At 66.5% G+C, this 11,592-nt stretch carries 8 protein-coding genes; 7 read left to right on the forward strand and 1 reads right to left on the reverse strand.

Annotation, left to right across the window (positions count from 1 at the left end; genetic code table 11):
- The first annotated feature begins 22 nt into the window (after positions 1-22).
- Genes rng through tldD form a run of 4 tightly spaced genes read left to right on the forward strand, consistent with a single transcriptional unit; the run spans position 23 to position 7,667 of the window.
- The gene (gene rng, locus HMPREF2581_RS21065; protein WP_003094386.1) at positions 23-1,480 is read left to right on the forward strand and encodes a ribonuclease G; all 1,458 of its coding nucleotides are present in this window, start codon (positions 23-25) and stop codon (positions 1,478-1,480) included.
- Positions 1,481-1,494: 14 nt separating this feature from the next.
- Positions 1,495-5,325: a YhdP family protein gene (locus HMPREF2581_RS21070; protein WP_003141316.1), complete on the forward strand. Its 3,831-nt coding sequence runs from the start codon at positions 1,495-1,497 to the stop codon at positions 5,323-5,325.
- Between the two features lie 48 nt (positions 5,326-5,373).
- On the forward strand, positions 5,374-6,222 hold the full coding sequence (locus tag HMPREF2581_RS21075; protein ID WP_003141315.1) for a carbon-nitrogen hydrolase family protein: 849 nt from the start codon (positions 5,374-5,376) through the stop codon (positions 6,220-6,222).
- A gap of 2 nt (positions 6,223-6,224) precedes the next feature.
- A complete protein-coding gene (tldD, locus tag HMPREF2581_RS21080; protein WP_003094380.1) occupies positions 6,225-7,667 on the forward strand; it encodes a metalloprotease TldD in 1,443 nt (480 codons plus the stop codon).
- A 30-nt stretch (positions 7,668-7,697) separates the two neighbouring features.
- Here the strand turns inward: tldD and yjgA are convergent, their stop codons facing one another.
- On the reverse strand, positions 7,698-8,222 hold the full coding sequence (gene yjgA / locus HMPREF2581_RS21085) for a ribosome biogenesis factor YjgA (protein ID WP_003094378.1): 525 nt from the start codon (positions 8,220-8,222) through the stop codon (positions 7,698-7,700).
- A gap of 98 nt (positions 8,223-8,320) precedes the next feature.
- Here yjgA and pmbA point away from each other — a divergent pair, with 98 nt between their 5' ends.
- From pmbA to fumC, 3 genes are all read left to right on the forward strand, one after another.
- On the forward strand, positions 8,321-9,670 hold the full coding sequence (pmbA, locus tag HMPREF2581_RS21090) for a metalloprotease PmbA (protein ID WP_003110024.1): 1,350 nt from the start codon (positions 8,321-8,323) through the stop codon (positions 9,668-9,670).
- Between the two features lie 147 nt (positions 9,671-9,817).
- Entirely contained in the window at positions 9,818-10,213 is a 396-nt protein-coding gene (locus HMPREF2581_RS21095) for a hypothetical protein (protein ID WP_003094374.1), read from the forward strand.
- Entirely contained in the window at positions 10,206-11,582 is a 1,377-nt protein-coding gene (gene fumC, locus HMPREF2581_RS21100) for a class II fumarate hydratase FumC (protein ID WP_003098863.1), read from the forward strand. Before HMPREF2581_RS21095 ends, fumC begins: the two co-directional genes overlap by 8 nt.
- Positions 11,583-11,592: the final 10 nt, after the last annotated feature.

Raw genomic sequence — 11,592 nt, forward strand, 5'->3', positions numbered from 1 at the left:
CCGAAATAAGGACAGTGGACGCATGAGCGAAGAGATCCTGATCAATATCACGCCGATGGAGTCGCGCGTGGCGGTGGTGGAAAACGGCGTCCTGCAGGAAGTGCATGTCGAACGCACCCAGCGGCGCGGCATCGTCGGCAATATCTACAAGGGGCGGGTGGTACGGGTACTGCCGGGGATGCAGGCGGCGTTCGTCGACATCGGCCTGGAACGTGCGGCGTTCATCCATGCCGCCGAGATATCCAATCGCGAAGGCAGCGCTGTGGAAAGCATCAGTGCCCTGGTCCATGAGGGGCAGGCGCTGGTGGTGCAGGTGACCAAGGATCCGATCGGCACCAAGGGCGCACGGCTGACCACCCACCTGTCGATTCCTTCGCGCTATCTGGTGTACATGCCGCGCACCAGCCATGTCGGGATATCCCTGCGGATCGAGGACGAAGTCGAGCGCGAGCGCCTGAAGAAGGTGGTGGCCGACTGCGTGGCGGCGGAAGGCATCGAGGGGCAGGGCGGCTTCATTCTGCGCACCGCCGCGGAAGGTGCGGGCGAGGACGAGATTCTCGCCGACATCCGCTACCTTCGCCGGCTATGGGACCAGATCGCCGCGCAGATCCAGACCGTCGGCGCGCCTTCGGTGATCTACGAAGACCTGTCCCTGGCGATCCGTACCCTGCGCGACCTGGTGAACCCGCGGATCGAGAAGATCCGCATCGACTCGCGAGAGAACTTCCAGAAGATCACTTCCTTCGTCGAAGAATTGATGCCGGAGATTTCCGATCGCCTCGAACATTACCCGGGCGAGCGACCGATCTTCGATCTCTACGGCGTCGAGGACGAAATCCAGAAAGCCCTGGAGCGCAAGGTACTGCTGAAGTCCGGCGGCTACCTGATCGTCGATCCGACCGAGGCGATGACCACCATCGACGTGAACACCGGCGCCTTCGTCGGCCATCGCAACCTCGAGGAAACCATCTTCAAGACCAACCTCGAGGCGGCCACCGCGATCGCCCGCCAACTGCGCCTGCGCAACCTGGGCGGGATCATCATCATCGACTTCATCGACATGGAGGACGAGGAGCATCGCCGGCAGGTCCTGCGCACCCTGGAGAAGCAACTGGAGCGCGACCACGCGAAGACCAACATCATCGGCATCACCGAGTTGGGCCTGGTGCAGATGACCCGCAAGCGCACCCGCGAAAGCCTGGTGCAGATCCTTTGCGAGCCGTGTCCCTGCTGTCAGGGACGCGGCATGCTGAAGACTGCGGAAACCACCTGCTACGAGATTTTCCGCGAGATTCTCCGCGAGGCACGTGCCTACCAGGCCGACTCCTACCTGGTGCTGGCCAACCAGAAGGTGGTGGACCGGCTGCTCGACGAGGAGTCGGGTAACGTCGCCGATCTCGAGGCGTTCATCGGCCGCACCATCAAGTTCCAGGTCGAGGCGATGTACTCGCAGGAGCAATATGACGTGGTCCTGCTCTGAGGCGTATGGCTGAAATGGCGGATGTGGGAAGCCTCGGAACGCGACTGCTACGGATCGTCCTGGGTCTGTGCGCCCTGGTACTGGTGCTGCTGGCGCTGTACGTCAGCCTTGGCCGGCAACTGGTGCCGCTGGTGGCCGAATACCGCCAGCAGCTGGAGGACGAAGCTGGCAAGCAACTCGGCATACCGGTGCGGATTGCCGAGCTGACGGGCTCCTGGCGCGGCTTCGAGCCTCTGGTGGTGGCGCGCGACATCCAGGTCGGCGACGGCGAACAGAGTCTGCGCCTGGCGCGGGTGCGGCTGGCGCCGGACCTGCTCGGCAGCCTGCTGGCGCGCCAGGTGCGGATCGGCAGCCTGGAGCTGGAGGGACTCAAGCTGACCCTGCGCGAAGGCGAGGATGGCCAGTGGAGCCTGGATGGCCTGCCGCACAGCGACAAGCCCAGCGATCCCCGGAAACTCCTGCAATTCCTGCTGCAGACCCAACGCATCTCGCTGCTGGACAGTCAACTGGAGGTGGCGCCGCGGGGAAGCGCAGCGTTGTCGCTCAGCGCGGTCGGCGCGACCCTGCGCAGTTCATCGGTTGGTGGGCAGAGTCTCGATGCCCGCCTGCAACTGCCGGATGGCCAACCTCTGGCGCTGCACGCCGAAGGGCGGATCGACAGCGAGGACTGGCCGCGCAGCAGCGCCAGGTTCTATCTCAGCCTGCCGCAGAGCGACTGGGCGCAATGGTTGCCGGCCGGTCTGACCCAGGAATGGAAGATCGCCCGGGCCAAGGCCGGCGGCGACTTCTGGTTCGACTGGCGCGACGGCAAGGCGCAACGGCTGGTGGCACGGCTGCTGGCGCCGCAGTTGAAGGCCTCGTATGCCGCGCGCAAGCCGGTGGAAATCAACGACCTGGGCATGAACCTGTTCTTCGATCGCGAAGCGCAGGGCTGGAAGGTTCGGGTCGGCGACCTGGCGGCGAATTTCGGCGAGCAGCGCTGGGGCGAGGTGGAGTTGCTGTTGCGTCGCGACCAGCAGAACAACGAGCCACACTGGAAGCTGCAGGCCGACCGCGTCGACCTGACGCCCCTGGTGCCGGCGATAGAAGCGCTGGCGCCGCTGCCGGACGCGGCGGCGGAGTGGGTGGCGGGCCTGAAGCCGAAGGGCATCCTGCACAACCTGAACGCCGATTTCTGGCCGCAGCGGGAGGTGCCCGAGCGGGTCAGCTACGCGACCAACCTGGAAAAGGTCGGTATCTCGGCGTTCCATGAGGTCCCGGCGGTGGAAAACGTCAGCGGCACCTTGACCGGCACCCTGGCCGGAGGCCAGCTCGACGCATCGGCGCAGGATTTCATGCTGCACCTGGCCAAGGTATTTCCCGAGCCGTGGCGCTACCGCGAGGCTCGCACGCGGATGTTCTGGAGCCTGGACGACCGCGCCTTCACCCTCGGCAGCCACCTGATGCGGGTCGAGGGCGAGGAGGGCAGCCTGGCCGGCGACATGCTGATCCGCCTGATGCGCGATCCCGGCGCTGAAGACTACATGGACCTGCAGGTCGGCCTCAGCGACGGCGACGCGCGCTTCACCGCCAAGTACCTGCCGACCCAGTTGCCGGGAATGAACAAAAGCCTGGCGAACTGGTTGAAGACGGCGATCCGCAGTGGCCATGTCGAGCAGGGCTACTTCCAGTGGCAGGGCTCGCTGAACCGCGGCGCGGCGGCCGAAGCCCACGTCATGAACCTCTACTTTAAGGTCCGCGACGGCGAGCTGGCCTACCAGCCCGGCTGGCCCGCCTTGAGCAAAACGGTCGGCGAGGTGTTCGTCGAGGATTCCGGAGTCCGCGTGCTGGCCTCCAGCGGGAATCTGCTGAATTCCCGGGTCAGCGACGTCAAGGTCGACATACCTCTCGGCCGGCCGGGACAGACGCCGCACCTGTATGTGGATGGCGCCGTCGACAGTAACCTGAAGGACGGCATCAAGCTGCTCCAGGAAGCGCCGATCCCGACCCGCAAGATCTTCGCCGGCTGGGAGGGCGACGGGCCCTTGCAGGGCCACCTGAAGCTGGATATTCCACTGGACCACGACGAGGCCGGCAAGACCGGGGTGGTCGTGGATTTCTCCACCGTGGGCGCGACCCTGAAGATGCCCAGTCCGAAGCTGGATATGAGCGAAGTGAAGGGCGACTTCCGTTTCGACCTGGCCAAGGGCCTGAGCGCCCCGGCGGTGCAGGCCCGGGTGCTGGGCAGCGAGGTACGCGGGCGGATCGTCGCCGAGGGGCGCGGCGATGCGCGCACGCGCTTGCTGCTCAACGGCCAGGTGGCGGTCAAGTCACTGAGCGACTGGCTCGGCGCTGGCCAGCGTCCGTTACCGGTCTCGGGACGCCTGCCGTTCCAGCTCAACCTGCTGCTGGATGGCAAGGACAGCCAGTTGCAGATCGATTCGGATCTCAAGGGCGCCGTCGTCGACCTGCCGGCGCCGTTCGGCAAGACGGCCGCCCAGGCGCGGCCGACCCAGTGGCGGATGACCCTGGATGGCGCCGAACGGCGTTACTGGGCGCGTTACGACGGCCTCGCCAGCCTGGCCTATGCGGCCCCGGCGGACAAGCCGCTGAACGGACGCGGCGCCCTGCGCCTGGGTGGTGACCCGGCGCTGCTGCCCTCGGCACAGGGGCTGCGGGTGCGCGGGCGTCTGGCGGAACTGGACTGGGACTCCTGGCAGGCCACCCTGAAGCGCTACGGCAATGGCGACCAGGCTGCCAGTAGCGCTGCGGGCCTGCTGCGCGGCGCCGACCTGCGCATCGACAGCTTCAAGGGCTTCGGCCAGGAGCTGAAGAACCTGACCGTCGACCTGGCCCGCCAGGAGCGGGCCTGGCAACTGGTGCTGGTCAGCGACCTCGCATCGGGGCGTCTGGTCCTGCCGGATGCCAGGGGCGCGCCGATCGTGGTCGATCTGGACCGCCTGAACCTGCCGAAGTCGACCCTTCCCGACGAGAACAAGGTGGAGGACTCGGACCCGCTGGCCGCCGTCGATCCGCGCAGCCTGCCGGCGGTAGACGTGAAGATCGGCCAGGTCGCCCTTGGCGGCCAGCCGCTGGGCGCCTGGAGCCTGAAGGTACGGCCGGGCAGCAACGGCGTGGCGTTCAACGACCTGGACCTCGACCTGCGTGGCCTGCACGTCAATGGCAGCCTGCGCTGGGACGGCAGTCCGGGCAATACCCGCAGCACCTACCAGGGACGGATCGAGGGCAAGAACCTGGCGGATGTGCTCAAGGCCTGGAATTTCGCGCCGAGCGCCACCAGCGAACGTTTCCGCATGGATATCAACGGCCAGTGGCCGGGATCGCCGGCCTACATGGCCCTGAAGCGCTTCAGCGGCAGCATGGATGCATCGCTGCGCAAGGGGCAGTTCGTCGAGGTCGAAGGCAGCGCCCAGGCGCTGCGAGTGTTCGGCCTGCTCAATTTCAACGCGATCAACCGCCGGCTGCGCCTGGACTTCTCGGACATCCTCGGCAAGGGACTGAGCTATGACCGGGTGAAGGGGGTTCTCTCCGCCACCGACGGCGTCTACATCACCCGCGAGCCGCTGAAGCTGGAAGGGCCGTCGAGCAACCTGGAGTTGAACGGTACCCTGGACCTGGCTCACGATCGGATCGACGCCAAGCTGCTGGTGACCTTGCCATTGACCAACAACCTGACCCTGGCGGCACTGATAGTCGGCGGTCCGGCGGTCGGCGGCGCGGTCTTCGTCGTCGACAAGTTGCTCGGCGACCGGGTCTCGCGCTTCGCCAGCGTGCAATACAGCGTCAAGGGCCCCTGGCAGGATCCGAAGATCAGCTTCGACAAGCCATTCGAGAAGCCCCGCTGAGCGGCGCCCGGGCCGCGACGCGGCGCTTTCGTCCGCGAGGAGGAAACCATGTCCATTGCCGTGATCCAGATGGTCAGCCAGGACGACGTGACGGCCAACCTGGCCGCCGCCCGTCGCCTGCTGGAACAGGCCGCCGAGGGTGGGGCGCGGCTCGCCGTGTTGCCGGAAAACTTCGCCGCCATGGGCCGGCGCGACCTGGCCGAACTGGGGCGCGCCGAGGCGCGGGGGAACGGGCCGATCCTGTCGTGGTTGAATTCTGCCGCTCGCGACCTCAGGTTGTGGATAGTCGCTGGAACGCTGCCGCTGCCGCCGGATGGGCAACCCGAGGCGAAGGCGAATGCCTGTTCGCTGCTGATTGACGAGCACGGAGAGCGGGTCGCCCGCTACGACAAGCTGCACCTGTTCGATGTGGACGTAGCCGATGCGCGGGGCCGCTATCGTGAATCCGACGACTATGCTTTCGGTCAGAAGATCGTGGTGGCGGATACGCCGGTCGGTCGCCTTGGCCTGACGGTCTGCTACGACCTGCGTTTTCCGGAACTCTATACCGCGCTGCGCGAGGCCGGCGCAGAGCTGATCACGGCGCCGTCGGCGTTCACCGCGGTGACCGGCGCGGCGCACTGGCAAGTGCTGGTCCGCGCCCGTGCCATCGAGACCCAGTGCTACCTGCTGGCGGCCGGACAGGGTGGCGTCCACCCACGGGGCCGGGAGACGTTCGGCCATTCGGCCATCGTCGATCCCTGGGGCCGGGTCCTGGCCGAGCGGCCGCAGGGCGAAGCGGTGCTGCTGGCGGCGCGCGACGCCGCAGAACAGGCGGATATCCGCCGGCGCATGCCGGTGGTGGCGCACAGACGATTTTTCCCGCCGGCCGAACCGCGGCCGGCGCGTACGGAGTGAATATGAGCGAGTTGTTGTCATCCGTCAGCCAGCAATTGCTGGCCCCCGGTGGTCTGGAACTGGACAGCCTGCCCGGCATTCTTCATGAACTGAACGGCCCGGGCATCGATGCCGCCGACCTGTATTTCCAGAGCCAGGTCTCCGAGTCGTGGATGCTCGAGGACGGCATCGTCAAGGAAGGCAGCTTCAATCTCGACCAGGGTGTCGGGGTACGCGCGCAGTCGGGCGAGAAGACCGGCTTCGCCTATAGCAATGCGATCACCGCCGAGGCGTTGAAACAGGCCGCGGTGGCGGCCCGTTCGATTTCCCGTGCGGGACAGAACGGCAGCGTGCAGGCGTTCAAGGCCGTGGCGCCGGCTCGCCTGTACGCCGGCGAGAACCCGCTGGACGTGCTCAGCCGCGCCGAGAAGGTCGAGTTGCTGAAGCAGATCGACGCCGCTACCCGTGCGCTCGATCCCCGCATCCAGCAGGTCACGGTGAGCATGGCCGGCGTCTGGGAGCAGATCCTGGTAGCGGCCAGCGACGGTTCGCTGGCCGCCGACATTCGTCCGCTGGTGCGTTTCAACGTCAGCGTGATCGTCGAACAGAACGGCCGACGCGAACGCGGCGGCCACGGCGGCGGCGGTCGCACCGACTATCGCTATTTCCTCCAGGAGGATCGCGCCATGGGCTACGCCCGCGAGGCCCTGCGCCAGGCGCTGGTCAACCTCGAGGCGATCCCCGCGCCGGCCGGCACCCTGCCGGTGGTGATGGGCGCGGGTTGGTCCGGGGTCCTGCTCCACGAAGCGGTCGGCCACGGCCTGGAGGGCGACTTCAACCGCAAGGGCAGCTCCGCCTACAGCGGCCGGGTCGGCGAAAAGGTCGCCTCGAGCCTGTGCACCATCGTCGACGACGGCACCCTGGCCGGGCGTCGCGGCTCGCTGAGCGTGGATGACGAAGGCACGCCGAGCAACTGCAACGTGCTGATCGAGAACGGCGTGCTCAAGGGCTACATGCAGGACAAGCTCAACGCCCGCCTGATGGGCGTGGCGCGCACCGGTAACGGCCGCCGCGAGTCCTACGCGCACCTGCCGATGCCACGCATGACCAACACCTACATGCTGGCCGGCGAGAGCGATCCGCAGGAAATCATCGCCTCGGTGGAGAAGGGTATCTACTGCGCCAACCTCGGCGGTGGCCAGGTCGATATCACCAGCGGCAAGTTCGTGTTCTCCACCAGCGAGGCCTACCTGATCGAGAACGGCAGGATCACCACCCCGGTGAAAGGCGCCACCCTGATCGGCAACGGTCCGGAAGCGATGAGCCGGGTGTCCATGGTCGGCAACGACCTGGCCCTGGACAGTGGCGTGGGAACCTGCGGGAAGGACGGTCAGTCGGTGCCGGTCGGCGTCGGCCAGCCGACCCTGAAGATCGATGCGATCACCGTCGGCGGCACCGGCGCCTGAGGCATGGCCCGGGCGCCGGCGCGGCGAAACCTAGCGCAGGCCGCGCTTGGTTTCGTCCAGTTCGCGGATGTACTTGAACACTTTGCGTGCGGCGGCCGGCGGTTTGTTGTGCGCGGCCTCGTGCTGGGCGTGGCGGACCAGGCCGCGCAGGTGCTGGCGATCGCACTCGGGGAACTCCCCGACGAAGGCGTCGAGCGCTGCGTCGCCGCCGGCGATCAACTGGTCGCGCCAACGTTCGAGGGCATGGAAACGTTCGTTGTACTGGCGGGTGGAGGAGTCCACCTGGTCGATGAGGGCGACGATGGCGTCCACGTCCTGGTCGCGCATCAGTTTGCCGATGTACTGGATATGCCGTTTGCGGGCGATGTGCGCCTTGTGCTTCGGCGCCTCGAGCAGCGCCTTGCGTAGCGGGTCGGTGAGCGGCAGGCGCTCCAGCAACTGCGGTTGCAGGGTGGTCAGGCGCTCGCCGAGGTCCTGCAGGGCATGCAGCTCGCGTTTGATCTGCGACTTGCTCTTCTCTTCGAATTGCGAGTCGTCGTCGTGAAATTCAGCCATGGTGGTGGTCCAGTGGAAAACGCCGTCATGATAACGAGTCAGGGGCCGCTTGTCCGGCCCGGCCGCGTGGGCGGCCACGTCAACAGGAGAGTCAACAGATGAGTCTACATGCCGCGGCAGTCGGTCCCTCCGTGCTTCCGGACCTTCGCGAGCAGGTCGAGCAGATCATCGCCGAGGCCCGCCGCCAGGGCGCCAGTGCCTGCGAAGTGGCGGTGTCGCTGGAGCAGGGCCTGTCCACCAGCGTGCGCCAGGGCGAGGTGGAAACCGTCGAGTTCAACCGTGACCAAGGTTTCGGCATCACCCTCTACGCAGGCCAGCGCAAGGGCTCGGCGAGCACCTCGGCGACCGGCGAGGCGGCCATCCGCGAGACGGTGGCGGCGGCGCTGGCGATCGCCCGCCATACCTCCGAGGACGAATGCGCCGGTCTCGCCGATGCCGCGTTGATGGCCCGCGAGTTGCCCGAGCTGGACCTCTATCATCCATGGAGCCTGAGTCCCGAGCAGGCCGTGGAACGAGCCCTGGCTTGCGAGGCAGCGGCGTTCGCCGCCGACAAGCGGGTGACCAAGGCCGACGGCACCACCCTGAATACCCACCAGGGCTGCCGGGTATACGGTAACAGCCACGGTTTCATCGGTGGTTACGCCAGCACCCGGCACAGCCTCAGCTGCGTGATGATCGCCGAGGGCGAAGGACAGATGCAGCGTGACTATTGGTATGACGTCAACCGCCGTGGCGAGGCCTTGGCCAGCGCCGAGTCGATCGGTCGGCGCGCCGCCGAGCGCGCCGCCAGCCGACTGGGCGCGCGGCCGGTGCAGACCGCCGAAGTGCCGGTGCTGTTCGCTCCGGAAATCGCTGTTGGCCTGTTCGGCCATTTCCTCGGGGCGATCTCAGGCGGCAGCCTGTATCGCAAGTCATCCTTCCTCGAAGGCGCGCTGGGCCAGCGCCTGTTTCCCGAATGGTTGAGCATCGACGAGCGGCCGCACCTGGTCGGCGCGCTCGGCAGCGCCAGCTTCGATAGCGACGGCCTGGCGACCTATGCCAAGCCATTCGTCGAGAACGGCGAGCTGGTGTCCTATGTCCTGGGCACCTATTCCGGGCGCAAGCTCGGCTTGCCGAGCACGGCCAACGCCGGCGGCGTGCATAACCTGTTCGTCAGCCATGGCGACGAGGACCAGGCCGCTCTGATACGCCGGATGGGGCGTGGCCTGCTGGTCACCGAGTTGATGGGGCAGGGCGTCAACCTGGTGACCGGCGATTATTCCCGCGGCGCCGCCGGCTACTGGGTCGAGAACGGCGAGATCCAGTTCCCGGTCCAGGAAGTCACCATCGCCGCCAACCTGCGCGACCTGTTCCGCCGTATCGTCGCGGTCGGCAAGGACATCGAACGGCGCGGCAACCTGCATACCGGTTCTGTACTGGTCGAGTCGATGATGGTAGCCGGGCGCTGAGGCCGGGTTTCCCTCTGTAGAACGCCAGCGCTCGTCGCTGGCGTTTTCGTTTCCGCCTGTTCGATTGTCCGCCTCTATGGGGACCATGCTTGTCTTTTGCCAAGAAGAAAACAATAATCAATCTCATTATCGTCTGGTGAGGTTGCCATGTCCTTCGAGGCGCACGACCCGCAAGCATTGGATCACTGGTACTGGCTGGGCACGCAGATCCGCTGCGCGCTCGATCCCGACGAACCGCGCCTGCTCGACCAGTACCTCGGCGAGGCGCGCTATCTCGCCGGTTGGGAAGGTGTGGCCGCCTGGCCGCTGTTCGAGAAAGCCTACAACCTCCTGCTCGATACCGGTCGCGATCCGATATTGCCCTGGCACTGGCGCAGCCTCTGCCTCGACTACGCCTACCGGCCCCTCTGCGAACTTCAGCGACTGACCACCAACGGCAGCCAGCGGCGACGGCTGCGCCAGCTCTCCGTACGAATGGCCAGGCAGGACCTGGCGCCGTCGATGAGCTTCGATCACCCGCAACAAGGAAACCAAGATGACTGACACCCGCATCGAACGCGACAGCATGGGCGAACTGGCGGTCCCGGCGACCGCCCTCTATGGCGCCCAGACCCAGCGCGCGGTGAACAACTTCCCGGTCAGCGGCCAGCGCATGCCCCAGGCCTTCGTCCGCGCCCTGCTGCTGGCCAAGGCCGCGGCAGCGCGGGCGAACGTCTCCCTGCAGCAACTGGATGCACCGATGGGCGAGGCGATCGCCGAGACCTGCCTGCAGTTGCTGCAGGAGGACTTCATGCAGCATTTCCCGGTGGATGTGTTCCAGACCGGCTCCGGCACCAGTTCCAACATGAACGCCAACGAAGTGGTGGCGACCCTGGCCAGTCGCCGCCTGGGCGGCAAGGTCAATCCGAACGACCATGTGAACTGCGGGCAGAGCAGCAACGACATCATCCCCTCGACCATCCACATCAGTGCCGCCCTCGAGATCAGCGAACGCCTGCTGCCGGCGCTGCGCCACCTGGAGCAGACTATCCAGAGCAAGGCCGGCGAAGTGCATGCCTATGTGAAGACCGGCCGCACCCACCTGATGGATGCGATGCCGGTACGCATGAGCCAGGTGCTCGGTGGCTGGGCGCAGCAGGTGCGACAGGCTGGCGTGCACATCGAGAGCGTACTTCCTGCCTTGCAGCAGTTGGCACAGGGCGGCACCGCGGTGGGCACCGGGATCAACGCCCATCCGCGGTTCGCCGAACGTTTCAGCCAGGAGCTGAACGACCTGACCGGGTTGGCGTTCCGCCCCGGCGACGACTTCTTCGCCCTGATCGGTTCGCAGGACACGGCGGTCGCTGCGTCCGGCCAGTTGAAGACCCTGGCCGTGACCCTGATGAAGCTGGCCAACGACCTGCGCTGGATGAACTCCGGGCCGCTTGCCGGGCTCGGCGAGATCGAGCTGGAAGCGCTGCAACCAGGCTCCTCGATCATGCCCGGCAAGGTCAACCCGGTGATCCCGGAGGCCACCGCGATGGTCGCCGCCCAGGTGATCGGCAATGACGCCGCCATTGCCGTCGCCGGCCAATCGGGCAACTTCGAACTGAACGTGATGCTGCCGCTGGTGGCGGACAACCTGTTGCACAGCATCCAGTTGCTGGCCAACGTCAGCCGGCTGCTGGCGGACAAGGCCATCGCCAGCTTCAAGGTCAACCAGGGCAAGCTCAGCGAGGCGTTGGCGCGCAACCCGATCCTGGTCACTGCGCTGAACCCGATCATCGGCTACCAGAAGGCTGCGGAAATCGCCAAGCAGGCCTATCGCGAGGGACGGCCGATCATCGATGTGGCGCTGGAAAACACCGATCTGGACCGTGCGCGCCTGGAGGTGTTGCTGGATCCGGAAAAACTCACGGCTGGCGGCCTCTGAGGCCGCCCCA

The sequence above is a fragment of the Pseudomonas sp. HMSC057H01 genome (assembly GCF_001836405.1).
In the GTDB taxonomy this organism is placed as follows: Bacteria; Pseudomonadota; Gammaproteobacteria; order Pseudomonadales; family Pseudomonadaceae; genus Pseudomonas; species Pseudomonas aeruginosa.